26 protein-coding genes are annotated in these 24,023 nt (G+C 42.1%); 12 read left to right on the top strand and 14 right to left on the bottom strand.

From position 1 onward, the window contains the following. Window positions 1–242 precede the first annotated feature (242 nt). Window positions 243–461 carry an HP1242/YdcH family protein gene (locus IEY03_RS04230; RefSeq protein WP_188840113.1) on the top strand — a complete coding sequence of 73 codons (219 nt, stop codon included), beginning with the start codon at window positions 243–245 and terminating at the stop codon, window positions 459–461. A 70-nt stretch (window positions 462–531) separates the two neighbouring features. Here IEY03_RS04230 and IEY03_RS04225 read toward each other — a convergent pair whose 3' ends face one another. Both IEY03_RS04225 and IEY03_RS04220 read right to left on the bottom strand, forming a co-directional pair. Next, the gene (locus tag IEY03_RS04225; RefSeq protein ID WP_188840112.1) at window positions 532–1,707 is read right to left on the bottom strand and encodes a type III PLP-dependent enzyme; all 1,176 of its coding nucleotides are present in this window, start codon (window positions 1,705–1,707) and stop codon (window positions 532–534) included. A 313-nt stretch (window positions 1,708–2,020) separates the two neighbouring features. After that, complete coding sequence (locus tag IEY03_RS04220; protein ID WP_188840111.1) at window positions 2,021–2,482, bottom strand: hypothetical protein; 462 nt, start codon at window positions 2,480–2,482, stop codon at window positions 2,021–2,023. Window positions 2,483–2,654: 172 nt separating this feature from the next. Here IEY03_RS04220 and IEY03_RS04215 point away from each other — a divergent pair, with 172 nt between their 5' ends. The 3 genes from IEY03_RS04215 (at window position 2,655) to IEY03_RS04205 (ending at window position 4,275) form a co-directional block, all read left to right on the top strand. Further along, a complete protein-coding gene (locus IEY03_RS04215; RefSeq protein ID WP_188840110.1) occupies window positions 2,655–3,488 on the top strand; it encodes a mechanosensitive ion channel family protein in 834 nt (277 codons plus the stop codon). 167 nt (window positions 3,489–3,655) lie between these two features. Beyond that, entirely contained in the window at window positions 3,656–4,078 is a 423-nt protein-coding gene (locus IEY03_RS04210; protein WP_188840109.1) for a hypothetical protein, read from the top strand. Next, complete coding sequence (locus tag IEY03_RS04205) at window positions 4,075–4,275, top strand: helix-turn-helix transcriptional regulator (RefSeq protein ID WP_188840108.1); 201 nt, start codon at window positions 4,075–4,077, stop codon at window positions 4,273–4,275. Before IEY03_RS04210 ends, IEY03_RS04205 begins: the two co-directional genes overlap by 4 nt. Window positions 4,276–4,358: 83 nt before the next feature. Here IEY03_RS04205 and IEY03_RS04200 read toward each other — a convergent pair whose 3' ends face one another. Together IEY03_RS04200 and IEY03_RS04195 are read right to left on the bottom strand one after the other, a co-directional pair. Beyond that, the gene (locus IEY03_RS04200) at window positions 4,359–4,814 is read right to left on the bottom strand and encodes a GNAT family N-acetyltransferase (protein ID WP_188840107.1); all 456 of its coding nucleotides are present in this window, start codon (window positions 4,812–4,814) and stop codon (window positions 4,359–4,361) included. 74 nt (window positions 4,815–4,888) lie between these two features. Further along, complete coding sequence (locus tag IEY03_RS04195) at window positions 4,889–5,770, bottom strand: radical SAM protein (RefSeq protein WP_188840430.1); 882 nt, start codon at window positions 5,768–5,770, stop codon at window positions 4,889–4,891. A 187-nt stretch (window positions 5,771–5,957) separates the two neighbouring features. Between IEY03_RS04195 and IEY03_RS04190 the strand changes: the two genes are divergently transcribed. Then, window positions 5,958–6,212: a hypothetical protein gene (locus tag IEY03_RS04190; protein WP_188840106.1), complete on the top strand. Its 255-nt coding sequence runs from the start codon at window positions 5,958–5,960 to the stop codon at window positions 6,210–6,212. A gap of 165 nt (window positions 6,213–6,377) precedes the next feature. Further along, complete coding sequence (locus IEY03_RS04185; RefSeq protein WP_188840105.1) at window positions 6,378–6,632, top strand: hypothetical protein; 255 nt, start codon at window positions 6,378–6,380, stop codon at window positions 6,630–6,632. A 53-nt stretch (window positions 6,633–6,685) separates the two neighbouring features. Here the strand turns inward: IEY03_RS04185 and IEY03_RS04180 are convergent, their stop codons facing one another. Beyond that, window positions 6,686–7,003 carry a putative quinol monooxygenase gene (locus tag IEY03_RS04180; RefSeq protein WP_188840104.1) on the bottom strand — a complete coding sequence of 106 codons (318 nt, stop codon included), beginning with the start codon at window positions 7,001–7,003 and terminating at the stop codon, window positions 6,686–6,688. A gap of 10 nt (window positions 7,004–7,013) precedes the next feature. After that, window positions 7,014–7,466: a GNAT family N-acetyltransferase gene (locus tag IEY03_RS04175; RefSeq protein WP_188840103.1), complete on the bottom strand. Its 453-nt coding sequence runs from the start codon at window positions 7,464–7,466 to the stop codon at window positions 7,014–7,016. Window positions 7,467–7,729: 263 nt separating this feature from the next. Here IEY03_RS04175 and IEY03_RS17115 point away from each other — a divergent pair, with 263 nt between their 5' ends. Continuing rightward, window positions 7,730–7,855 carry a hypothetical protein gene (locus IEY03_RS17115; protein WP_268238969.1) on the top strand — a complete coding sequence of 42 codons (126 nt, stop codon included), beginning with the start codon at window positions 7,730–7,732 and terminating at the stop codon, window positions 7,853–7,855. 413 nt (window positions 7,856–8,268) lie between these two features. On the opposite strand, the gene IEY03_RS04170 is transcribed toward IEY03_RS17115, so the two are convergent. From IEY03_RS04170 to zntR, 3 genes are all read right to left on the bottom strand, one after another. Beyond that, window positions 8,269–10,254 (bottom strand): multiheme c-type cytochrome, encoded by a 1,986-nt coding sequence (locus tag IEY03_RS04170; RefSeq protein ID WP_308424615.1) that lies wholly within the window; start codon window positions 10,252–10,254, stop codon window positions 8,269–8,271. Window positions 10,255–10,649: 395 nt separating this feature from the next. After that, window positions 10,650–12,083 carry an SO_0444 family Cu/Zn efflux transporter gene (locus IEY03_RS04165; RefSeq protein ID WP_188840102.1) on the bottom strand — a complete coding sequence of 478 codons (1,434 nt, stop codon included), beginning with the start codon at window positions 12,081–12,083 and terminating at the stop codon, window positions 10,650–10,652. A 90-nt stretch (window positions 12,084–12,173) separates the two neighbouring features. Then, complete coding sequence (zntR, locus tag IEY03_RS04160) at window positions 12,174–12,635, bottom strand: Zn(2+)-responsive transcriptional regulator (protein ID WP_188840101.1); 462 nt, start codon at window positions 12,633–12,635, stop codon at window positions 12,174–12,176. A gap of 349 nt (window positions 12,636–12,984) precedes the next feature. Here zntR and purH point away from each other — a divergent pair, with 349 nt between their 5' ends. Together purH and purD are read left to right on the top strand one after the other, a co-directional pair. Continuing rightward, complete coding sequence (gene purH, locus IEY03_RS04155; RefSeq protein ID WP_188840100.1) at window positions 12,985–14,574, top strand: bifunctional phosphoribosylaminoimidazolecarboxamide formyltransferase/IMP cyclohydrolase; 1,590 nt, start codon at window positions 12,985–12,987, stop codon at window positions 14,572–14,574. A gap of 176 nt (window positions 14,575–14,750) precedes the next feature. Continuing rightward, complete coding sequence (gene purD, locus IEY03_RS04150; RefSeq protein ID WP_188840099.1) at window positions 14,751–16,052, top strand: phosphoribosylamine--glycine ligase; 1,302 nt, start codon at window positions 14,751–14,753, stop codon at window positions 16,050–16,052. A gap of 95 nt (window positions 16,053–16,147) precedes the next feature. Here purD and IEY03_RS04145 read toward each other — a convergent pair whose 3' ends face one another. Together IEY03_RS04145 and IEY03_RS04140 are read right to left on the bottom strand one after the other, a co-directional pair. Next, window positions 16,148–17,170, bottom strand: coding sequence for a DUF2955 domain-containing protein (locus tag IEY03_RS04145; RefSeq protein WP_188840098.1), 1,023 nt, complete (start codon window positions 17,168–17,170; stop codon window positions 16,148–16,150). After that, on the bottom strand, window positions 17,160–18,224 hold the full coding sequence (locus tag IEY03_RS04140; protein WP_188840097.1) for an HlyD family secretion protein: 1,065 nt from the start codon (window positions 18,222–18,224) through the stop codon (window positions 17,160–17,162). Before IEY03_RS04140 ends, IEY03_RS04145 begins: the two co-directional genes overlap by 11 nt. Window positions 18,225–18,718: 494 nt before the next feature. Between IEY03_RS04140 and nhaC the strand changes: the two genes are divergently transcribed. After that, complete coding sequence (gene nhaC / locus IEY03_RS04135) at window positions 18,719–20,194, top strand: Na+/H+ antiporter NhaC (RefSeq protein ID WP_188840096.1); 1,476 nt, start codon at window positions 18,719–18,721, stop codon at window positions 20,192–20,194. 39 nt (window positions 20,195–20,233) lie between these two features. Here the strand turns inward: nhaC and IEY03_RS04130 are convergent, their stop codons facing one another. From IEY03_RS04130 to IEY03_RS04120, 3 genes are read right to left on the bottom strand one after another with little or no spacing between them, the layout of a single operon-like run. Further along, window positions 20,234–21,583 carry an NAD(P)/FAD-dependent oxidoreductase gene (locus IEY03_RS04130; protein ID WP_188840095.1) on the bottom strand — a complete coding sequence of 450 codons (1,350 nt, stop codon included), beginning with the start codon at window positions 21,581–21,583 and terminating at the stop codon, window positions 20,234–20,236. 4 nt (window positions 21,584–21,587) lie between these two features. Continuing rightward, the gene (locus tag IEY03_RS04125) at window positions 21,588–21,812 is read right to left on the bottom strand and encodes a hypothetical protein (protein WP_188840094.1); all 225 of its coding nucleotides are present in this window, start codon (window positions 21,810–21,812) and stop codon (window positions 21,588–21,590) included. A gap of 11 nt (window positions 21,813–21,823) precedes the next feature. After that, window positions 21,824–22,375, bottom strand: a complete 552-nt coding sequence (locus IEY03_RS04120) for a GNAT family N-acetyltransferase (protein WP_188840093.1) — start codon at window positions 22,373–22,375, stop codon at window positions 21,824–21,826. A gap of 173 nt (window positions 22,376–22,548) precedes the next feature. Between IEY03_RS04120 and IEY03_RS04115 the strand changes: the two genes are divergently transcribed. Both IEY03_RS04115 and IEY03_RS04110 read left to right on the top strand, forming a co-directional pair. After that, window positions 22,549–23,250, top strand: coding sequence for a spondin domain-containing protein (locus IEY03_RS04115; protein ID WP_188840092.1), 702 nt, complete (start codon window positions 22,549–22,551; stop codon window positions 23,248–23,250). A gap of 11 nt (window positions 23,251–23,261) precedes the next feature. Then, window positions 23,262–23,978: a spondin domain-containing protein gene (locus IEY03_RS04110; RefSeq protein ID WP_188840091.1), complete on the top strand. Its 717-nt coding sequence runs from the start codon at window positions 23,262–23,264 to the stop codon at window positions 23,976–23,978. Window positions 23,979–24,023 lie beyond the last annotated feature (45 nt).

The following is a 24,023-nucleotide window of genomic DNA, read 5'->3' as shown; positions in this document are numbered from 1 at the left end:
AAACAATACCTTAGTATGCATTAGGAAAAGGTTAACTAGATCACATTATTCTTCATCATCAAAAATAATTGTTACTGAATGATTACGAATCAAAAAACAGCGCTGTTAATCAACAAGGATCTCATTTTAGCAAGAATTAATCTAAAGAGTTGATAATTTGATTTACATCAACTTTTTTTTACCTATTTAGGCGTAGGTTTAAGTTAAGCAGTAAAAATAAATCACCCTACAAGGAGTTAAGAATGTTTCCAGAGTACCGCGACTTAATCACTAAACTAAAAACCACTGATGCGCATTTTACCCGTAAATTTGATGAACATAATCAGTTAGATGAAGAGATCAAACAATTAGAAACCCACAGTAGTAGCGATACCACGCCAGAAGTTAAAGTGCTTAAAGCGAAGAAGCTACACCTTAAAGAAGAGATTTTTGAAATACTCAAAAAACATGAAATGGCTTAAGTGTTTTAAAATAAGCTAAAAAAATTAAAGGACGCCTAGGCGTCCTTTATTGTTTATCAATAACTGAGTGTTATAGATAATAATCTTTAAGCGGCGGGAAACCGTTAAAGCATACAGCAGAATAGGTAGTAGTATATGCACCTGCAGTTAACCAGTACATACGGTCACCGATAGCTAAATCAACAGGTAAACCATAGCTGTAATGCTCATACATAATATCAGCACTGTCACATGTTGGTCCTGCGATAACACACTTATCTAACTCACCATTACGGTCAGTATAGATAGGGAACTTAATCGCCTCATCCATGGTTTCGATCAAACCAGAGAATTTACCTACATCGGTGAACACCCAACGCTCAAGTGCGGTATGTGATTTACGAGAAATCAGCACCACTTCAGACACTAGTACACCCGCGTTTGATAACAATGAACGACCTGGTTCTAGAATGATTTCTGGTAAATCGTCACCAAAATCTTCGTGTAAAAAGTGTTTAATTTGCTGGGCATAGGTTGCAAGCTCATTGGTTTTGTCTAAATAATTAGCTGGAAAGCCCCCACCTAAATTAATCATTTTTAGCACAATACCATGCTCGTCACGTAGACGATCAAAGATGCTTTTAACTTTACCAATCGCTGAATCCCATGCACCGATATCACGTTGCTGAGAACCAACATGGAAAGAAATACCATGCGGTTGTAAACCTAGCTCTTTGGCTAAAACCAGTAAATCGTATGCCATCTCATTTTGACAACCAAATTTACGCGACAAAGGCCAATCAGCCGTATGTGTACCTTCAGTAAGAATACGTACATACACTTTTGCGCCTGGCGCTTCTTCAGCAATCATACGTAAATCGGCTTCAGAATCTGATGCGAACATACGCACGCCTTGCTCGTAGAACGAACGTACATCTACACGTTTTTTAATCGTGTTACCGTAGCTGATTCTGTCAGGACTGACGCCAATTGAAGTCACCATCTCTAATTCATAGATAGATGCGATGTCAAAGTTTGAGCCTTTATCACGCAACAAAGTTAATACTTCTTTTGCTGGATTAGCCTTCACTGCGTAATAGACGTTCGCAAATGGAAAACTTCTTACCATGTCATCGTATTGTTTCGCAATGATTTGAGTATCAATGACTACAAACGGTGTTGGTTTGTCTTTCGCAAATTCTTTAATACGAGCGAAAGTGTCTTTGTCATAATAATCAGCTACATCAATAGATTGAAATTGGCTCATTAGGCCAGTGCCTCCTCATAGTTGGGCAAAAATAACTGGATGATGCTCTAACAAAAATCACAATAAATGCGTGTTTTGAACCACATCAAAAAACACGCGCAGTAAACGCTATTTTAAGAGTCAACGCAACGAATTTTTATGCGTTTTTGGTAATTTTTTATTCCTAAAAAATCATACATCTATTTAATTATGTCTAGCGGGTTATTTGCCCCACTATAGACCATTGTTAAAGTCAGCAGTTGCTCCCTCTATTCAAACAAAAATCAGCCTAAATAACAAATTATTAACCAAATTAAGTTTTTTAAAAGGCTGTCTACCACTGTAACTTCAGCATTTTTGCATCTTGAGCAAACTCAATGGATTGTATCTTTAAATCGTTTAATTTTATGATTGTCGCCTGCCCTTTTACTAGGGGAAACGCCGCCGTTATTTCCCCTTCACGGTCAAGTCCTAATGTAAATGGATAGTCTTGCATTTTAGGCACGGCAACATATTTGGCAATTAACGAGGGCATACCACTGATATCGGCCACATAGACTAAGTTTTCTGGACGTTGATCATCAGGTGTGTCGGCAAATGCTGCTTGAATAATCTCACCACCGTCCATATCACGACTAAAAAGTAACACTTTAGTCTCTGCGGTCACATTTAACGGTTTTTCAAACTGGTCCAGTAAACTGATTAGCACAAGTGTGTCGCCCACTTTAATTGCTGGGCGGTCAGCCACTGCCGCAGATGAAAATATCAGGCTGATGATTAAGATTAAATATTGCATTGGTTTCTCCAAAAGGTGTTTTCAGCAAGCTATCAACATAATATGAAACCTATCTGAAATGTGCGCCCTTAAGATGTCTTTTTATAAAATGGATCACCTTGTTATGCTATGGTTCACAAAAGTGCCTTAACGCCTTGTCACAAATATTGTTCTGTTTTAAAAGGGATAGCAAATGGACCAGCCAAGTTTAGATCAAGAACTCGCCCAACTTCAAAGCGCCTACAACCTTATCACTGAATTTTTGGTGCAATACAGTTTTCAACTCATCGGTGCCTTACTGATATTTTTATTAGGCCTATGGGTAGCGAGTAAGTCCGCCAATTTTGTTACCCATCAATTTGAAAAACATAACATTGATATCACCTTAAGCAATTTCACTTCAAACTTGGTGCGGATCATAATCATCATTATGGTCGCTGTGATCTGCTTAGGTAAATTGGGGATCAGTGTCACCCCTATGGTCGCTGCAATTGGCGCGGCCTCTCTTGGTGCAGGTCTGGCATTGCAGGGGATGTTGTCAAACTATGCTGCTGGCGTCACCATTATTGTCACTCGGCCTTTTGTCGTAGGAAATACCATAGAAGTGCAAGGCGTCAGTGGCGTAGTTTCACAGATAAAATTAGGGTTAACCATACTATCAAATGAAGAGGGCGAGCAAATTAGCATTCCGAATAAACATATCATCGGCGAAATTTTGCATAACTCATTTGAATACAAATTAGTAGAAAACACCTTGAATATCGACTATCAGGCCGATCCTAGCGCTGTGATTACCATTATTGAACAAGCCATTATGCAATCAGACAAGCTCAATAAACAGCAAAAACCTTTAGTGGGCATTAATGGTTTCAATAGCATAGGCATGGAAATGGGTATCCGATACTGGGTGCCCACAGCCCACTATTTTCAAGCTAAATATGAGATTAATCAGTTTGTTATTTTAGCTTTAAAACAAGCTAATATTGATATTCCCTGCCCCGTTAAAGAGATTCAAATTCAGCATTAATCTCTGGCGTACGACCGCTTTAAAGCGGTCTTTTACCTTTGCTGAAAATAATAAGACTTAAAAACACGACAAAAAGTCATTAAAGCTTGACACAACTTCTTAGTTAGCGCACCTTTAGGTAAAGCTTACTTTACATAAAGACAAGTTAACTTAAAAAGGAGTGTGAAATGACATCACCAGAATCCACTAATACAAACTGGAAACAACGCAATAACCTTAACACTAAGCGCTTAGCCAAATGGACTGCGGCCTGGGTTATTTCATTAGCCCTAGCTACCTTTGGTGATAAATTTATCTGGCAACAAAATGAGCTCATCACCGCAATAGCTATTGGGATAAACTTTCTGGTCGGGATCATGATGATCATGGTCAATAAACAGCACTTAATCGACTTAGATGAGTTACAGCAAAAAATACAACTTAACGCGATGGGATTAAGCTTGGGCATTGGATTAATTGTGGGTATTAGTTATTCAACATTAGACACAACCGGACTTATCAGCAGTCATGCCGAGATCTCCCACCTTATTATCGTTATGGCACTGACTTACATGATTGGCATTATTTTAGGCAATAGGAAGTACCAATGAAAAATCGCTTAAAAGTATTACGTGCTGAACGTGACTTAACCCAAGCACAATTGGCTGATTTATTAAATGTGTCACGACAAACCATTAATGCAATAGAAAAAGGCAAGTTTGACCCAAGCTTACCTTTAGCGTTTAAAGCCGCACGATTATTCGGTCTCACCATTGAAGATATTTTTGAAGATGAAGCGGTTGAATAATCAATCATTGCAATGGCGTTTATTGGCCAATTTAATTACACAAATGTGACTCTGCTAGAAGATGTTGAGTATCAATATCAGAGTCACAAAATTTTGTGCATAAACATACTATTTGGGTCTATGGGGTAGTCAGCAAATGTATCTCCTTCCTGAAAACCAAAACGACTATAAAGCTGCCTTGCGGGGGCGAAGAAATCCATAGTACCAGTTTCTAAACTGATTTTTTGGTAACCCTTGGTCTGCGCAAAGTCCAGTATGTGTTGTAATAGTTTAGCAGCAACGCCTTTTCGTCTATGGGCATTAGCTACGCGCATAGACTTTATCTCGGCATGAGTGGTTGTTAATTGCTTTATCCCACCACAAGCTGCTAATTGGCCATTATCCCATACCGTCCAAAACGTGATCTCGGGTTGGCGTAATTTTGACAGGTCAAGAGCATGGACCGACTCTGGCGGCGAAGTTGCATACATATCCTCTAAATGCTCATTGAGTAGCATGACTATTTCTGGCCCCAATAAATCATCAACACGTATTTCCATTTATTGCACGCTTCCTTTACTTTGCTTTAATCGTCAGTGTCTTAGCTACGACAAAAATAGGATATTAATCGCACTTATAGGCCGCGCTGCCATTCCTGCCTTAATGGCACCATACCTTGTAATGCCTGAGTCACTTGAGCCAACAATTGTGGTTTATCTTTACCTAACACACCTTTTAACACCAGATAATTAGAGGCATGATCGGATCTAAAGATGGTTTTATCCAGTTCAAGATGGCTGAGTAGTGTTTGCATTTCAACTAATAACCCGTGCTGATTAGGGAGTTCAAACTTGCCATCAAATGCCGCGTCCATTCGCGCGGTTCCTAGCGGCAATGTCACTACCAGTGTCGACAAATATTCCGGCTGAGCGGCGTTCATTAATTTGGCTGATGCGATAGCATGTTGTGTCGAGACTTTAGTCCCGCCTAAGCCCATTAAAATCATCACCGATGACTTGATACCTGCCTGCTTAATCTTAGTTAATGCCGCAAGTGACGACTGGTAGCTTTCACCTTTTTGAATTCGAGTAAGTACTTCATCGTCGCCACTTTCACAGCCGATATATAATAAAGACAAGCCCATTTGGCGAAGCTCTGCTAACTGTTCAACGGTTTTGTTTTTTAAATTGCGAGGCAAACAATAACTACTGATCCGAGTCACCGATGGCAAATGGGTATTGATTAACTCACAAATCGCTTTTAATCGATTAAAGGGCAAACTCATGGCATCACCATCGGCAAGAAATACTCGACTAATGGGATAACCAGATGCAGCGGCAACAAGGATATCTTGCTCAATACTGTCGACCTTTTGGGCACGGAATTGTTTTTGCGGCTGGGTATACATATCGCAAAAACTACAATTATTCCAACTGCATCCATTAGTAACCTGCAAAATTAACGACTTCCACTCTGAAGGAGGTCTAAACACAGGTTCGATATATTTTAACAAGATCACATCCTTCTCTAATGAGTCAAATTATAATGTTATGTCTCGGTTGACAGTGTAAATGACTAGGCCAAGATTAAAAAGTACTACCATTGCTTCAAATTGTTGTTATATTGACAAAAAAACACTTTACCAATGTATTTAGCTAACTAAATAATCACAATATTCGATAGCCTGAATGAGAGGTATTAGAATGGATCAAACAGCACTTGATATCAGTGAGCGTCGCGGTCATTCAATAGCGAATAGCGAGCATTGGGAACAAGCCAGCGCAGAGCAAAAGCTTGCTCTTTATGATTTGCATCGTTTTGGTTACCGCTTGTTGTTTGTAAGACACAGCTTAAAAGGTCCAATAGCTGTTGTTTGCCAACAAGATGATATTGCCGTGATATATCACGATGGTGAAGTTGATTTACGCCCTAAAATAACGCTACGTCATACTCACTAAATTATATCGCCATTAATCAATAAAAATATTCACTATTTCAGCCCTATAGGTTGAATATTGATATTTCTCACAGAAAGCATAAAAACAATAAGATAAACAATAACACTGTGTTAGATTAAGCATTGAAATGGATTTCAAGTTTTAACACACAATAGGTATATCAACATGGATGTCGCTTCCTATCAATTCCAAGAACAACGTCTGCCTCCGCTTTCCAATATTGAGCATTGGGAAAACACTTCTGCCGAACAAAAAATCGCATTGTATGATTTACATCGCTATGGCTATCGGCTGCTGTTTGTGCGTAAAACCGCTAATGGACCTTTGGCTGTTATAGCGCAAAACGATGATATTGCTGTTGTTGATCCCAATGGTTCACTCACTTTACAACATCAAATTACACTGCGCCAAAGCGAGTAAAAATATGGCTTAAAAAAGAGTGCGGTTGCACTCTTTTAGATATTTTTAATGAGTTAAGCAATAACCTGATGAAACACTTCTACATGGTGCGACTCAACTAGCTCTGGCATCACATTATGGAAATAATGTTGAATAGCCTCTTTTGCACAATGCTTATCAAACGCAGCGCGATCAACAAACTTTTCCACAAAAGCGACTTTGTTTTCATCATCAGCACTGACATTGAGCTCATAACGAATGCAACCGGGTTCTTTACGTGTGTCAGCAATTAAACTGACCAGCGCAGCCACTAGTGCATCTCGCTTACCTGCTTTCGCCACAAATTGTGCCACACAAACTAACTGAGTGTTATTGATTACATAATCCGACATTACTACTTCCTTAACATTGATACATCATATCGACATGGGGGATGCCATCTTCTAAATACACCTTGGAATGATTAATAAACCCAAGGCGCTGATAAAATTTCTGCAGCTGTTCTTGCGCGCCAATTTGTATGCCCGCGTCTGGCCAGTTGGCCAAGGCCTTTTTTAATGCTTGTTGCATGAGCGGCTCAGCTAAACCTTGGCCACGATGGCTTGGTGCAACCACAACTCGACCAATGCTAGCTTGAGGATAACTTAACCCTGGAGGCAAAATTCGGCAATAAGCCACGAGCTGGCCGTCTCGGTCTTCGGCAACCTGATGCAAGGTTTGCGGATGACGATCTTTTTCATCCAGTTCAGGGTAAGGACAATTTTGCTCTACCACAAACACATCAACCCGTAATTTGAGTATTTCATAGAGTTCATCACGTGTTAGTTGGTCAAACTTCAATGTACGCCAAATCACTACAGACTCCTTTTTATGTAATAAATTCAGGCGCATTGTAGCACTTGTTACTGCATCAGTGTCTATGCGCTGTGGACATGCTTTTCTATGCCAATGTGATAGCACATATTAAGCTAATCCTAGACTAAAATATTCTATCGCGATCCTAGCTCAAATTTTGCCAATTAGTGCTACGCTGCTTTTACGAATTGGGTTAAACGAAAACCCTCATTCTGTTTAAATTATTTCGTAACCGTAAACCCTTACATTTTTGGGAGTGCAACATGAGTAAAGAACGTAATAATTCTAAAGAAGCCAAAAAACAGCCACAACTGTCGTTAAAAGAAAAACGTGCAGCTAAACAAGCTAAAAAGGCGCCACAATCTTCTATCGTATCTAAAGCAAAATAATTTATCTTTAGGCCGATACTGAAATAAATACCGAGCATTGCTCGGTATTTTTGTTTTTGACTGTACACTTTTACCTTAGGTTTAAAGCTCTCTTTCTGAGGCGATCATTAACGTCTCAATCATCCGTTAACAATCCCCCACAGTGTTATTGGGCACTTTATCTTCAAGAGCACAACTCTTGTCTGGCAGCGTTAGCAAACCGAGCGCTAGGCCGCGGGTAGGTGTTTAATCTAAAACGATAGATTGCCCCAATGCAAAATCAACTTATTAACACCTTCGGACAAACCTAATCAGGCAATCCCAAATAGCGTGAGTAAAGCAAAAAAATGGGAGCCGATTAAGCTCCCATTACTGCTTTAACTGTATATCTTACTCTGTCGTCACAAACAGTTAAGATAGTTTAATTGCAGTGATTAACGTTGGAAATTATGGAACTTCTCAATACCGAATGATTTGCCTTCAGCGTGACAAGTTGCACAAGATTCGCTTGTTGGTTGAGTAAACCAAGTACCGTCGTTGCCATTACCTTTTTCAGCACTAATCTCGCCACCATTTTGTTGCATATGGTTCAAGGCTTGTGCATCGCTATGACAAGCAAAACAGTTAGCTGTGATTGGGCTAGCCATTTTGGTTTGGTCACCATTGTTAAATGCTTTAGCTCGAATATATTGATTAGGAATTGCATTCAAATCAACACCTTCAGCATGACACGATACACAATTGTCCGCATTTAAACTATCAGCTGAGTTAGCAATGTTATTACCATCCTGATCTTTTTTAGCACCTGAAAGTGCGTTGCCAATTCCCCAGTGCATGCTATGTACCATAGGGCCAAAGCCTGGTGCAGAGTTTTTCGCGCTTCTGTCTTGGCCATTGTTGTGACAGGCTACACAGTCGACACCGCCATCGTTATACGCACCATTTTTATGGTAGTTAGTTTCGCTATTATGGCAGGTTGTACAACTATCATTGGTAACCGCTAGGCGGCGCTCATATGGCACTTCTTCACTGCTGCTTTGGTTGATTGCATCTGAGTAAGCCGTAAATGATAACGACTCTTTACCGTCATTATCTGTCCAACCATCATAGCTTAGCGAAATTCGTGCTGAAGCCATAATATCTGCAGCATCAAAACCTGCAGATGGCGATGGGAAACAATGCGTCCGCGTACCGTCGGCATTATCGGTTTTAATCTCATCTTTTCCATGGCCAGCAAAGCGACCGACTACTGAGTTATTGTAGTAGCCATGCAAATAAGCACCGGCGTATACAATCGGAGTATCTGGATGATGACTGGTTAAATCATGGCTATAGTTATCGCCAATATGCACAGGAGTTTTGGTATCACCATCAAGCTTAAATAACGCCATTGTGGTACACCAAACACCGTTTTCATCTTTAAACGGGACCGATGTTTCAGCAGAGTAACCATTTCGCATGGCTTTTAAATTAGCTAAACCACTCTTTTGCGCATGGAAATCACGGGCATCAAAACCGCTACTGGTCGCACTCATTACGCGATCAAACTTAGCACCTTCAACACTGTGACAGTCAGTACAACCATTACCAGCAAGATTAGTGTTCATTACAGGTTCAGCGTGACAGGTATAACAATTAACTGGGGTGAAATCTTTTTCAAATTTTTGGTGATTGATGTGACCCAACTTCTGCATGGTGTTTTTAGCATAGCCACCTGTGTTTAAAGATGAACCATCTTCAGCAATATCGCGCGGGACATTGTTGTGACACACCATACAGCCGCCAACAAAATCCACTTCGCCATCAGTATTTAATGCGACATATCCACTGTGTCGAATATCTGACGTGGCATAATCAACGTGGCATGAATAGCAGGTTTCAGTGGTACTAGTATGGGTCATTTCAGGCTTATCAATGATGATATAAGGTGATTTAGCAATTTCACCGCCGCCCACTTGTAAACGGATCAACCCTTCTGTGTCTGCTTGTACCGCAGCCATTGGCGCGACAAATTGATAATTGCCATTATCTAACATTTCCAATGAAGCGCCTTCTGTTGGTTTGTCACCGCCAACCGTGGCATTACCACCGACACTGCCATCACGGCTGCGCTGAATACCTTGTTCAGTCATAGCGGCAAGGTAAACAGAGGCATCTTTTAATCCAGCTATCGCTATGCCATCTTCGTTAGTAATCGCAAACTCAATCGTCAACTTACCTTCTTCAACCATGTGGTTAATCATTTCCACATTAGTGATTGTGGATGTTTCCACCACAGGAGGCACTGGACCTGGTCCTGGCTCTCCGGGTTTACCAGGCTCTCCTGGTGCGCCATCTTTACCATCACTTCCGCAAGCAACAACTCCCATTGCCGTCGCAATGAGAAATGCAATTTTACATACATTCATCTTGTTCATCATTCACTCCGTTTTTCTTATTATAAATACTACTTATTAGGTATAACCCGTTTAGATAATAAGCAGCTTCAATAAACAGCAACGAGAGCAAAATCACATAAAGTCTTACCAAATATATGGAAACAGCTGTTTTAAGGTAAAAATCAGATATAGATCTTGTTTTCAAAAGGCTAATCCATAAAAATCTAAATTAGCAAATATTAAAACTAATACAATACAGAAAGATACAGCATGACTCGAGCCACTCCAATTTGTCACTAAGCCCCCACAGTCTAGAGATACCGCGGTGAAAAAAGCTATCAATAACAACTTTCAGACAATAAAAAAGGCCCTAAAGGCCTTTAATATTACCAACGCTGAAATACGTCACTATTTGTTCATCCTACGAGTTGTTCATGCTACGAGCAACAACCGGTATCTTTGTGTTTTTTTGGCAGTTTATCCCACAACACTTTTGCCATCAACGCAGCAAGTACGATCCCCGATATAGCCACTACGCTTTGTGGCAACAATTCGTGCTCTGGGCCAATTTGTGGGATCACTTCAAATCCGAAGGTGGCGACTAAGTAATTCACCAACATCCCCGAAATCAACGCCACGCCAAGTACTCCACCCAGATAACCAATTAACGCACGTTTTCCCAACTCTTTACTAACGACACCTAAGGTCGCAATGTTAGTGGCTGGCCCTGCCATCATAAACACCAACACAGCCCCTGGGGATACACCGGCCAGTAACAATCCTGCCGCGATAGGTGTTGATGCCGTTGCGCAGATATACATGGGCACAGATACTAATACCATCACCAGCATAGCCAAAATGCCATCACCCCATTTCGCTAAAAAGTCGCCTGGTACATAGGTTTGCACTAAGGCGGCAAAAAATAAGCCCACCAATAACCATAAAGTAGTGTCACGGACTAAATCAGTTGCAGCATAGTGCAAACCTGAGCCCACTCGGCTTAACATTGAATTTTGTTTTAATGCTGTAGCCATATCATCGGTTGAAGCGCAGCAACTTTCAGTAGTTTCATTCGCTTTAGGTTTAACGTTAGCTTGATCAGCAGATTTACTACTACAGCAACTGGCTTTAGCCGGGACTTCAGCATAGGTTTTAGCATCTGAGTGAGTTTGGGCTGACGAGGCAGAAGTTTTACTGCAACAGTTCGATGTGTCGGGTGCTTTTTCAACGGATGTTGCACTACAACTGGATTGCTTCTGGCTTAAATGATCCGCAGGTTTATCTGCCACGGCCTTAAACGACTCAGCTTGGAACAACTTAGTTTCAGCCACAGCTGGCTTAAAGCTCATCGTTGTTATCGCTTTAGGTTTAGCTGGCTGGCTTGCACAGCAACTGCTAGTTTTTTTTGCTTCAGCTAATGCAACGGCAGGCTGTTCCTCTGCTGTATGGCTAGCTTTATCATTTGGCTTGCCATCATCGTCATCTCGACCGACTAATAAACCAGCAACAACGGCACTGGTAATCGCCGCAATTGGACGCACTATCGCCATGAAAGGACCAAGTAACACATAAGAAACCGTCACGGAATCAACACCGGTTTCAGGCGTTGAGACTAAAAAGGAGGTTGTCGCAGCTTTTGATGCACCAGAGCGGCGCAGCCCAACTGCAGCAGGAATAACGCCGCAGGAACATAAAGGTAACGGCGCCCCTAATACTGCCGCTTTCAGTACGGTTTTAAACCCATGCCCCCCTAATTGCTTTTGCATCCACTCCATCGGCACAAACACTTTCAACAAACCCGCCAATACTAGCCCTAATAATAACCAGGGAGCAGACTCTAAAAACAAATGAATAAAGTTTTCAATTAACATAACAACATCTCCAACGGCTCGACTTTTACAAACCGCTTTGGGCTAGTACAGATAACAAAAGACCACAAAGTAACTGATAAAGGTATGACTTTACTTAGATGCATGATGATGACCTTTGTGCGCAATCTCATTTTTGGCATTCAGTTGTTTATCTTCCGACTCAAGCGCTTCTAAAATACTGCAATGCTCAGCGCTATCTGGACCGCCACAGCAGGCGTTTGATAAGCTTTGCAGTGAATTAGCAAATTGAGTTAACTCGATAATTTTTGATTCAACCTGTTCAAGTTTATTGTCTACCATGCCTTTTACATCAGCACAGGCCCAATTGGCTTTATCCAGCTCAATAGATAACAATTCAGATATTTCATTCAAGGTAAAACCAACGGTTTTAGCGCGAAGAATAAAACGCAATCTTGCAGCATCCTCTTTTGTATACAGTCGATAGCCAGATTCAGAACGACTTGAGGGCGCTAACAAACCGTGCTTTTCATAAAAGCGTAACGTGTCTGCCTTGATATCGCATTGACTTGCTAACTCGCCTATTCGGTACATAAGCATCCCGTTTTAGATAAGTAAACCACTTGAATATAGGTCCAGTATAAACCTTAGAGTTTAATCTAAGGTCAAGGGTTTTAATGCGTTTTATTATATGTTGCGTTGTTCGGATTTCAATATTGTGAAATCACGCAGAAAAAACACTCAAGCCCTATGGTTTACGGTAAAATACGCGCGCTTTAACGGCACTCATAATAATCACAATAAGCAGCTGCACATTTTGTTCAAATAATGAACCCGAGGAACTTTGGCAAAACAGATTCTCTTTTGGTATTAAACACCATCAATCACGATGAATCTGCTTTGCGAAAGATCCTTGAAATTAAATAGTGGACCCTGTACCTACATGAATACTGTCAGACCAATTCGTCGCGCGCTATTAAGCGTTTCAGATAAAACTGGAATCCTTGAATTTGCACAAGCTTTGCATGCTCAAGGTGTTGAACTGTTATCTACCGGAGGCACTGCAAAGTTGCTGGCCGATAACAATATCCCTGTTATGGAAGTTTCTGATTACACAGGTCACCCTGAGATCATGGATGGTCGTGTCAAAACATTGCACCCTAAAGTACACGGTGGCATTTTGGCCCGCCGGGGTATTGATGAAATCGTGATGGAACAAAACGGTATCAAGCCTATCGATTTAGTCGCAGTAAACTTATACCCTTTTGCGGCAACTGTTGCCAAAGAAGGTTGCACATTAGCTGACGCAGTGGAAAACATCGATATAGGTGGTCCAACAATGGTGCGTTCTACGGCTAAAAACCATAAAGACACGACTATTGTGGTAAATGCTAAAGATTACGGCCGCGTGATTGCTGAAATGCAAGCGAACAACGGCAGCACAACGCTTGAAACCCGTTTTGATTTAGCGATTGCCGCGTTTGAGCACACAGCTGCATATGATGGCATGATCGCCAACTACTTCGGTACTATGGTGTCAGCACACAGCAAAGATGAGTGTCACGAAGACTCAAGCTTCCCGCGTACATTCAATACTCAGCTGATTAAAAAGCAAGATTTACGTTACGGCGAAAACAGCCATCAAAAAGCGGCGTTTTATGTTGATGCACACATTGATGAAGCCTCAGTTGCCAGTGCAACTCAACTACAAGGTAAAGCCTTGTCTTATAACAACATCGCTGATACCGATGCTGCACTTGAGTGCGTTAAAGAGTTTGAAGGCCCAGCTTGTGTGATTGTTAAACACGCCAACCCTTGTGGTGTCGCATTAGGCAGTACGATTTTAGAAGCTTACGAGCGTGCTTTCAAAACAGATCCTACATCGGCATTTGGCGGCATCATCGCCTTCAACCAAGAGTTAGATGCAGATACTGCCAAAGCGATTGTAGACCGTCAGTTCGTTGAAGTCATTATCGCCCCTAAAGTTAGCCAAGCTGCACGTGATATTGTTGCCGCTAAAGCAAACGTACGTTTATTAGAATGTGGCGAGTGGAGCACTAAAACGACAACTCAAGACTTTAAACGCGTTAACGGTGGCTTATTAGTACAAGACCGCGACCAAGGCATGGTTAATGTTGAAGACGTTAAAGTGGTTTCAAAACGTCAACCTACTGCTGAACAGCTAACTGACTTAATGTTCTGCTGGAAAGTGGCTAAGTTTGTTAAATCAAACGCGATTGTTTACGCTAAAGATGGCATGACAATAGGTGTAGGCGCAGGTCAAATGAGTCGCGTTTACTCAGCTAAAGTGGCTGGCATTAAAGCCGCTGATGAAGGCTTAGTGGTTGAAGGGTCTGTTATGGCATCTGATGCATTCTTCCCGTTCCGTGATGGTATCGACGCTGCAGCCGCTGCGGGTATCAGTTGCATCATCCAGCCGGGTGGTTCAATTCGCGATGAAGAAATCATCGCCGCAGCCGATGAACACGGCATTGCTATGGTGTTTACCGGAATGCGTCACTTCCGTCACTAATCAGATTTGACGCCACTTATTTTCTAAATCTAAGTGGCGTTTTTGACTTTAATTTTTAACATATTAGAGCCAGCCGTTGTTTCAAGTTCAATGAAAGTAGGCGGAGCTTATAAGTATAAGTGAGCATACTTGAAGCAGAAATTGGAACAATGGCGCAGCTATAAAAGGATTAAAAAATGCAAGTACTTGTAATTGGTGGCGGCGGTCGTGAACATGCTTTAGCTTGGAAAGCAGCGCAGTCTACTCAAGTTGAAAGAGTGTTTGTTGCACCAGGTAATGCGGGCACATCATTAGAGCCAAAATTAGAAAACGTTGCAATTAAGGTTGAGGCTATTTCAGAGTTAGTGAAATTTGCCCAAGATAACAAGATTGAACTTACCATTGTTGGCCCAGAAGTGCCGTTATCATTGGGTGTTGTTGATGCATTTAACGAAGCAGGCCTGCCCATATTTGGCCCAACCCAAGGCGCTGCTCAACTAGAGTCTTCAAAAGCTTTCACTAAAGACTTTTTAGCACGCCACAATATTCCAACCGCTGATTATTCAAACTTCACCGCCATCGAACCTGCCAAAGCTTACGCTGCTGAGCTAACCGCTAAAACAGGTTTCCCTGTCGTGATTAAAGCCGACGGTTTAGCCGCGGGTAAAGGCGTAATTATTGCTGCCAACCAAGTTGAAGCAAATGCAGCCATCGAAGACATGCTGGCTGGCAACAAATTTGGCGAGGCGGGTTCACGCGTTGTTATCGAAGAATTCTTAAAGGGCGAAGAAGCCAGTTTTATCGTTATGGTAGATGGTAAGAACATCTTAGCTATGGCCACCAGCCAAGATCATAAAGCCCGTGATAACGGCGATTACGGTCCAAACACTGGCGGCATGGGTGCATACTCACCAGCACCTGTGGTCACTCAGGCGGTACACGACTGGACCATTGCTAATGTTATCCGCCCAACGGTTGATGGCATGGCTGCTGAAGGCAATGTTTACACAGGCTTTTTATATGCAGGCCTGATGATTTCTGCTGATGGTAGCGCAAAAGTACTCGAGTACAATTGCCGCTTTGGCGACCCTGAAACTCAGCCCATCATGATGCGCCTGCAATCTGACATCGTTGAACTGTGCCTGGCTGCCACCCGTGGTGAACTCGATAAAGTCAGCGCTGAATTTGATCCACGCCCTGCTGTTGGGGTTGTATTAGCGGCTGGCGGTTACCCAGATGCGTATCGTAAGCATGATGTCATTGATGGTTTGTCTCTTGGCGATAACAATGCCAAGGTATTCCACGCTGGCACAGAAATGAAAGACGGTCATGTGGTAACAAATGGTGGCCGGGTGTTATGTGCTACGGCATTAGGTAACACAGTCACAGAAGCACAAAAAGCGGCTTACGCTTTAGTCGATGCTATCCATTGGGATGATGTCTACTTCCGTACTGATATCGCTTACCGCGCCATTGCACGTGAGCAAGGTAAAGCATAAACCGCTAAGCCTTAATTAGGGAGCAATAATCCCCATTGGCTAAAAAATCCCTGTGATAGTTGTATCGCAGGGATTTTTTATTAGCCAGATAAAGACTATTCAGTTTGAGCTTTAGGTTGTTCTTTTGCTAATGGCACGGCAACCTGTGTGGTTAAGCTTAGAATTAACATACCAACAAGAATAGCAATCACAACCGAGAGCAAACGTAAAAATTCAGCAGATAAAGAGTCCGTACCTTGATGATGAATCACTTGATAAGTGAGGACAATAAAGTTGGTGAATAGCAGTTGATAAACGCTAAAGCGACATTGCTTTCGTATGCTATAACAAGCCAATTGAAGCCCACAAAATATGGTAACGCCAATGAGCACCCAAGTCGGTAAACCACACATAGACAACAACATTATGGGCAAGGTAAACAATATCCCCAAAATGGTGGTGACCACTTTATTATAACTAAATACTCGATGATCATTTGCTATCGGAATAGTGATCATACTGCTAATAGTGAGGGTGATTAATATGGTTTGCGAGCTACCCACACCAATCAAGACAGCCAACACCAAACACATTGCCGTGGCTTTAAAGATAATTAAAGCAAGGTTAGTTTGCGCACCTTCTTTATGGGTTTCATCCATGGCAATATCTTTCTCATCGCCAGGGAAAAGCCAAAAGCTAACATACGCAACAATAATAGCAATTAAGAAAGCTTTAAACATAACCCAAGGTAACACATCAATTTGAGCTCCCATTTGAAAATTCATAACGGTCATAATAATGACCACAATCGATATCAAACTTGCCATAATATCTTTGGGGTTATCATGACTGCGATAAAAGCTCCAAAAAAAGAGGCCCCAACAAAATAAACCATAGCCTGTAGGAGTGTCGTGCAATGCACCGCCTAAAAATACCAAAACAAAACTGACAAAAAACAATATCAATAGCAATTTCAATGACAGGTTTATAGGTGGCTTCGATGGCATTAATGTCAGCAAAATAACCACAAAGACGGGGCTTAAAAATGGCATAATCGCGCCACTGTATTGCAAATAAAACAACAGCAATACAGGGAAAAATACCAATCGAATTATCGGATTAACCGCACTATGAAACATAAGTCCATACACTCACTACGCGTATCCACAGTTTCGCCAGTAACTCACCAAAACTGCTTTGTTCAGTAAAAAATGCGACTGTTGCTTGCGAGCCGTAGCGAATATTTTTCGGTACATCTTGGTTTTCAAAAACGATATTAACTGGATAACGTTGCGCATTCATGGAATGAGTATCCGCCATCAAAAAACCAGTATTTTGATCAATATTGTTACTGCCGCCTGTTCCCCAGCCAATACTGTCAACCTTGCCCCTAAGCACTCGTCCAGGCAAAGCATCAAGAACAATTTCCACTAATTGCCCTTTACGAATATGCTCAAGTGAATTTTCTCTCACTAATGCAGAAATCCAAACCCCTCGTGGGTCAATAAAGGTTAAAATAGGCGTACCCACACTGGCTTTTTGACCTAATGTGAGTTGTAAATTTGTCACAACGCCTTTTGAAGGCGCCAGCACTTCAGTGCGTTGTAAATCAAGCTGGGCTTTTTCTAGGTTCGCCATGGCAGCTAAAAGCTGAGGATTATTTTCACCTTCTGGGCCAAGGTTTTGTTTCGCTTGTACTAATGATGCTTCAGCAGCTTCATAGCTGGCTTGAGTTCTATCTCGTGATTCGGTTGCATTATCTAAATCAGCTTTACTTAGGACGCCTTGGTCAGCTAACTCCATCACTCTAAAATATTGTTCTTTAGCATTGTTACGTGCCGCGGATGCATCAACGACTTTCGCTTGCGCGACTGCCACTGCCGCTGTACTAGCCCCAATATTCTGTCCTGCTATGGTTAAATTTGCTTGCGCAGATTGTAGGGCAATTTGATAGTTTCGTGGGTCGATTTTAAATAACACACTACCGGCTTCAACCACCTGATTATTTTTTACATTCACCTCGACCACATTTCCGTTCACTTCACTAGCAACTCGAACAAGGTAGGAGTGAACTCTTGCCTCTCCCGTCATAGGCGTTACACGATCAGCCCACAGACTATAAAGCCACACAAAAAGAATGACTCCAATGATATAAAAACTGAGCTTACGAGATGACTTTTCAGCGGCCGACATGTGATTATTCTCTTATTTTATTAATAGTTATGATTCTAGCAAAATTAATAGTAAGTGGAAGAAATGGATCAAAAATAGCTGATTTTAACTAACCTGATGAAGTTGTTTGGTTCGCAAAATAGATGCGAAACAAACGCCATATTCACAAAATTGCGAAAATTAGAATAATAAAAATAAACCTCATCGGATTGTATGCATATTTAGGCAACAAATTCTCAGTTTTTAGCATAAATACCAACTTTGCCGAAAACTTTAATCACTCTTAGCCACAAAACCTAACTAAGATTTGCCACCAAACCGCATCAACACAAGGTTTAAGCTCGACTTTGCTGTGTGACCTGTGTCACGATAAAGCGAGATAACAAGTTAGTAACAAGCTAATACGGCTAGTGTAAAACAGCTTATAACTCCCCCGGATGAGTTTATAAACCCACATAACACATCACTACCCGTTGACTATAAATATAATAATAAATCATCAAAGGGATCCACTTATGCCTGACACTCAGCACAAGCAACCTAGTTTGCTTGACGCCCTTATTCCTGTGTTTGCTCTGATCATTATGTTAGCAGCTGCGGTGTATCTTTTTTCATCTGATAGCTCATCTGGTGCGAATCAAATTGCTTTAGTATTAGCAGCCTGTATCGCCATGGTGATCGGATTTAAAAATGGTTACAGCTGGAATCAAATGGAGCGTGGCATAGTTAAAAGTATCGGAGTAGCAACTGGCGCTTTATTAATTCTATTTAGTGTTGGATCGCTGATCGGTACTTGGATTTTAGCTGGCACAGTGCCCACCATGATTTATTACGGTATGCAGATACTGAACCCACAATATTTTTACAGTGCATGTTGTGTGTTATGTGCAATTGTCGCATTAAGTATCGGCAGCTCATGGACAGTTGCTGGCACCTTAGGTATTGCGCTGATTGGTATCTCATCAGCAATGGGACTAGATGTTAATATCACCGCGGGTGCCATTATCAGTGGCGCCTACTTTGGTGACAAAATGTCGCCTATGTCTGATACCACCAACTTAGCTCCTGCGGTTGCTGGAACAGATATCTTCAGCCACATCAAACACATGACCTGGACAACCGTACCCAGCATCATTATCGCGCTTATTGGCTTTACCTTTTTAGGATTAACCGCTGAAGCCACCCCAGTAAAAAATCAACTTGCCGACAGTTTAGCCCTGCTTGAACGTACCTTTGATCCAGGTCTGCACTTACTGTTTCCGTTGCTGGTCGTGTTGTATTTGGCCAATCGAAAAATGCCTGCGTTTCCGACAGTAATTTTAGGCACATTGGCGGGTGCCATTTGCGCAGCTATTTTCCAATATGATAACGTGCTGGCATATGTGCATGATGATGCTATATCTCCCCTATTAGCTTTAGTAAAAGGGATCTGGATTGCCATGTTTGATGGTTATGTGGCTAACACAGGTGATGATGTTTTAGATAACTTATTAAGCCGTGGTGGTATGAGCAGCATGGTAACAACCGTCTGGTTAATTCTGTGCGCCATGGCCTTTGGGGGGGTAATGGAAGTCACAGGTCTTTTGGGGCGAATTTTACAAAGTATTTTAACCCTAGTTACCGACACCTCTAGTTTAATCATCACCACCTTGGGAGTATGCATTGGCGCCAATGTGATCACTGCCGATCAATATATTGCCATAGTATTGCCAGGGCGCATGCTAAAAATGGAATACACCAATAGAAAACTGGCCGCGATTAATTTAAGCCGTGCCCTTGAAGATTCTGCCACAGTCACCAGCCCATTAGTGCCATGGAACACCTGCGGTGCCTTTATGGCCAGCACATTAGGCGTGGCTACCGTGGCATATTTACCCTATGCATTCTTTAACTTAATTTGTCCATGTGTCAGCGCATCTTATGCATACTTCAATTTCAAAATTGAGCCATTGGATGAAAGCCAAATTCATGATGGCACTGTAGTCGGTTAACCCTATAAACTGACCGATACAATTGGATGAAAAACCACTTTAACCAAAGCGGTCTTTCATCCAGCCATAATGGTAATACCCCCATTGGCCTAAGCGTTTAAGCTGACCAAAAGGCAATATCGATACAGGCTGAGCGGGTAAAGGTTGACGATATAAAGGTAAGTTGGGTGATGTGATACCCGCCATACTTTGGGCTAGTCGATAAGCTGCCTGGCTACTAAAGGACACTCCGGCGCCACAATACCCTAAGCTATATCCGACGCCATTTTGTGAAAACACATGCGGCATATCATCAAATGATGCCGCTATCCAACCCGTCCAGTTATAGGCAATCGCTTTGCGTTTTAATGCAGGAAAACACTTGTCCAAGGCCATTTTTAGCCTTTGTCCATACACAGGGTTAGCACCATCTTTACCCCATACTGCGCCGCGACCACCAAACAACAAGCGGTTATCAGGCAATAAGCGGTAATAATATTTTAATATCCGAGTATCCATGGTGACTTGCGAAGTATAAATGCCTGCTTGCAGTAGTTCATCGGCGGTCAGTGGCTCAGTCACAATGACATTACTTAAAATCGGCAAATATTTATGATCAATGATCGGCGAAAATTGTTTTGGGGTATAAGCGTTACCAGCACAAATCACCCTGTTGGCAGTAAGCTCACCTGACTCGGTTATCAAGCGATGTTTTCCGCCTGCTTGTTGCCATTCAAGCACGCAAGATTGCTCCGATATCGCAACCTTTGCTTGCTGCACCATCTGCTTATAACCGAGTAATAATTTTAATGGATTAATCCCAAAACCATCATTAAGCCTTAATGCACCATAGGCTTGCTGATGGTTCATATATTGTTCACGAAAAGTGTTTTGGTCGATAAACTCAGCACCATCACCAAAATGTTGTTGAATGAACCCTGCTGCGGCTTGCAGTTGTGCAAGTGCTTTGGGGTTATGAGCGACTTTTAAGTAACCTGTATCTTGCACCTCACAACTAATTTGATGATGTTTAATTAATCCTGATACGCGCTCGACCGCCTCGGTAAATTCAGCATAAATACCTTTAGCGGTATCAATACTCCAACGCTCAGCCATGGCGCTATACCCTAAACGCCCAGAGCCTTTAAGTACAAAACCCGCATTGCGAGCGCTGGCACCAAAGCCAACCTGATTAGCTTCAAGCACGTGGCAATCAATATTAAATTCAGTTGCAAGGTAATAGGCGGTTAATAATCCGGTGTAGCCGCCGCCAATAATGGCGACATCAGTTTGCTGACAGCCTTTTAGTGCGGCATCTGGCGGAGGTAGTTGAACCGTACTCGCCCAATAACTATTCGGCTGAGGTTGCTGCTGTGGCGTGCTATTAACTAGGGGGTCATAAAGTTGCATTGGGTTAGCCTAATAACTGTAAAAGTTGATCCCAATTGCGTGCCATTAACACCAAAAGTACGGCACCTAAAGGAATAAAAATAATCAATTGAACCAATTTCAAATAAAGTACTACTTTTGACAGTTTCAGCTTCTCTAACTCGAGCTTGCTTAATTCGAGTGTAAGCAACTCACACTCTTCTGCTATTGTCTTAGGTGCTTCTGACGATGTTTGAATGGCTGTTTTCATCACTTAATCCCTTAAAAAATTAACAACATTTCACAGGCGACACAGTGGCAATCAACGCCGCAAAGCACACAGATATAATCTTCTCCCATGTGTCGTTGATGCCAGCGCTGGGGATGCTGCTTAATCAATTTTCCACCAGCTTTAGTAAAATATCGTACCGCAGCATTATTGGGACTTTGTTGCCACAAATGACTCACGCCAGCTTTAGCACCTTGTGCCATAACCGCTTGTTTAGAGGCTTGTAAAAGTTGCCCACCTAATCCTTTACCTCGACCATGCTCGGCAATGGTATTGGATTTAAAGTAACACACATCAATAAAGTCAAACCCCCATTGCTCGACTGTACACCATTGATCCTGCTGCCATTTACCTGCGGCATAGGTTAATCGAAAACCCAGTAATTCATTGTTTTCAATAGCGACAAAGTTGGCATTAATACCATTTTTTATGCCCTTGTGATAAATGGCTGTCAGTTCATCCATATCCATATACCCCTGACCATGCACTTGTTCACCAAGTTCTAATACCGCTTTAAAATCATCTTGTTGTAACGCTCTTATCATGTTTTTATTCTTTTTTTTGATAGCAAGGAAAGTCATTTTTGTTAATTTACAGGCCAATTTAGCATAACAAAATAACCTGAAACTAACGATGTTAAACTTTTGTGATAATTTAGCGATAACCCAGTGAACTCCCTTTGTCATACTGACTGCAATTAAACAAAAGGAGCTCGGTTATGAAAAGGTCATTAGTTAACGCTAGCATAGTAGCAGCAGGTTTATTCAGTTTATCAACTCAAGCCGCAGACATTGAAGTCAGTGTCACCAACCTTACCCATGGTAATCACTTTACGCCACTGTTAATAGCCGCTCACACCAGCGACAACCATTTATTTCACGTCGGTGAAATGGCGACTCCGGCATTGCAAAAAATGGCTGAAGGCGGCGACATAGCGGATCTTAATACTGCGGTAACAGGTGCAAATGGTGTCACCTCTGCAAACCCAGCCATGGGCTTACTTACAGCAGGAGCAAGCGTTAATGCTGTCATGCTAGAGACTGGCGAAAACACTCATCTGTCTATCGTGGCAATGGTGCTGCCAACCAATGATGCATTTATTGGTTTAGACAGCTGGAAAATTCCAACTGAAGCAGGAACTTACACAGTTTATGTCAACGCCTACGACGCAGGCACAGAAGCCAATGATGAAATCATTAATGGCGGTGGTATGTCGGGTGTTGCTGGTATTCCTGCGGCTCCCGGTGGAGATGGCGGCTCGAATGGCACGGGCGTAATGGACGGTGCAGATAATATGTACGTGCACACTCATCCAGGCGTATTAGGTGATACCGACCCCGTTGGTGGAGCCAGCGATTTAGACAGCCGAATTCACCGCTGGTTAAACCCTGTGGCCAAAGTTGTGGTCACAGTAAAATAAGGAGGTAAAACATGAAAACCACCGACATTAAACTTAAACCCAGCTTACTTGCCCTAGTGATTGCCACGACATTACTTAGTGGCTGTGGAGATGACGTTGTTGTGCCAGAGCCAACACCTCCAGTAGTTGTTATGCAAACCTTTACCGTCACTGTAACAAACCTCACTGCAAATCAACTTATGTCGCCAGTGGTGTTAGCATCGCACAGTGCAGACGCTATGTTGTGGCAAGCAGGTGAAACCGCAAGCCTTGCGATTGAAAAAATGGCTGAAGGTGGTGATACCGCAGATATTGCCGCACTAGAAGTGATCACCAGCAGCGTAAATGGTACAGGCATGCTGATGCCAGGTATGAGTGAAACCCTAACTTTAACGTTAGCAGAAGCGGATGTCGCCAACATCAGTTTGGCTACCATGTTGGTCAATACCAATGATGCTTTTACAGGCATTAATAGTGTCAACATTGCAGGTATGGCTGTGGATATGCCAACAATGATGCATTACATGGCCTACGATGCAGGTACTGAAGCTAACACAGAAGCCAAAGGCAGTATGCCTGGTCCTGCTGACGGCGGAGAAGGCTTTAATACCGCCCGTGATGATGTGGATTTTGTCCATATTCACCCAGGTGTGATTAGCCAATATGATGGTTTAACAGACTCAGTACTTATGCCGTCTCATCGTTTTGACAATCCAGTGCTAGCCGTTACCATTATGCGTACTGAATAAAATTTCAACACTGGTGAAATTTTATTGCCTCAACACAGGTCTTTT

The sequence above is a fragment of the Shewanella aestuarii genome (assembly GCF_014647215.1).
In the GTDB taxonomy this organism is placed as follows: Bacteria; Pseudomonadota; Gammaproteobacteria; order Enterobacterales; family Shewanellaceae; genus Shewanella; species Shewanella aestuarii.
The sequence above is the reverse complement of the archived record's forward strand: the minus strand, read 5'-3'. Positions and strand labels throughout refer to the sequence as shown.

Excerpts from the sequence above, each read along its gene's own strand:
- IEY03_RS04230 (WP_188840113.1), top strand. The coding sequence starts at position 243 with ATGTTTCCAGAGTACCGCGACTTAATCACTAAACTAAAAACCACTGAT.
- IEY03_RS04225 (WP_188840112.1), bottom strand. The coding sequence starts at position 1,707 with ATGAGCCAATTTCAATCTATTGATGTAGCTGATTATTATGACAAAGAC.
- IEY03_RS04220 (WP_188840111.1), bottom strand. The coding sequence starts at position 2,482 with ATGCAATATTTAATCTTAATCATCAGCCTGATATTTTCATCTGCGGCA.
- IEY03_RS04215 (WP_188840110.1), top strand. The coding sequence starts at position 2,655 with ATGGACCAGCCAAGTTTAGATCAAGAACTCGCCCAACTTCAAAGCGCC.
- IEY03_RS04210 (WP_188840109.1), top strand. The coding sequence starts at position 3,656 with ATGACATCACCAGAATCCACTAATACAAACTGGAAACAACGCAATAAC.
- IEY03_RS04205 (WP_188840108.1), top strand. The coding sequence starts at position 4,075 with ATGAAAAATCGCTTAAAAGTATTACGTGCTGAACGTGACTTAACCCAA.
- IEY03_RS04200 (WP_188840107.1), bottom strand. The coding sequence starts at position 4,814 with ATGGAAATACGTGTTGATGATTTATTGGGGCCAGAAATAGTCATGCTA.
- IEY03_RS04190 (WP_188840106.1), top strand. The coding sequence starts at position 5,958 with ATGGATCAAACAGCACTTGATATCAGTGAGCGTCGCGGTCATTCAATA.
- IEY03_RS04185 (WP_188840105.1), top strand. The coding sequence starts at position 6,378 with ATGGATGTCGCTTCCTATCAATTCCAAGAACAACGTCTGCCTCCGCTT.
- IEY03_RS04180 (WP_188840104.1), bottom strand. The coding sequence starts at position 7,003 with ATGTCGGATTATGTAATCAATAACACTCAGTTAGTTTGTGTGGCACAA.
- IEY03_RS17115 (WP_268238969.1), top strand. The coding sequence starts at position 7,730 with ATGAGTAAAGAACGTAATAATTCTAAAGAAGCCAAAAAACAGCCACAA.
- IEY03_RS04170 (WP_308424615.1), bottom strand. The coding sequence starts at position 10,254 with ATGATGAACAAGATGAATGTATGTAAAATTGCATTTCTCATTGCGACG.
- IEY03_RS04165 (WP_188840102.1), bottom strand. The coding sequence starts at position 12,083 with ATGTTAATTGAAAACTTTATTCATTTGTTTTTAGAGTCTGCTCCCTGG.
- zntR (WP_188840101.1), bottom strand. The coding sequence starts at position 12,635 with ATGTACCGAATAGGCGAGTTAGCAAGTCAATGCGATATCAAGGCAGAC.
- purH (WP_188840100.1), top strand. The coding sequence starts at position 12,985 with ATGAATACTGTCAGACCAATTCGTCGCGCGCTATTAAGCGTTTCAGAT.
- purD (WP_188840099.1), top strand. The coding sequence starts at position 14,751 with ATGCAAGTACTTGTAATTGGTGGCGGCGGTCGTGAACATGCTTTAGCT.
- IEY03_RS04145 (WP_188840098.1), bottom strand. The coding sequence starts at position 17,170 with ATGTTTCATAGTGCGGTTAATCCGATAATTCGATTGGTATTTTTCCCT.
- IEY03_RS04140 (WP_188840097.1), bottom strand. The coding sequence starts at position 18,224 with ATGTCGGCCGCTGAAAAGTCATCTCGTAAGCTCAGTTTTTATATCATT.
- nhaC (WP_188840096.1), top strand. The coding sequence starts at position 18,719 with ATGCCTGACACTCAGCACAAGCAACCTAGTTTGCTTGACGCCCTTATT.
- IEY03_RS04130 (WP_188840095.1), bottom strand. The coding sequence starts at position 21,583 with ATGCAACTTTATGACCCCCTAGTTAATAGCACGCCACAGCAGCAACCT.
- IEY03_RS04125 (WP_188840094.1), bottom strand. The coding sequence starts at position 21,812 with ATGAAAACAGCCATTCAAACATCGTCAGAAGCACCTAAGACAATAGCA.
- IEY03_RS04120 (WP_188840093.1), bottom strand. The coding sequence starts at position 22,375 with ATGATAAGAGCGTTACAACAAGATGATTTTAAAGCGGTATTAGAACTT.
- IEY03_RS04115 (WP_188840092.1), top strand. The coding sequence starts at position 22,549 with ATGAAAAGGTCATTAGTTAACGCTAGCATAGTAGCAGCAGGTTTATTC.
- IEY03_RS04110 (WP_188840091.1), top strand. The coding sequence starts at position 23,262 with ATGAAAACCACCGACATTAAACTTAAACCCAGCTTACTTGCCCTAGTG.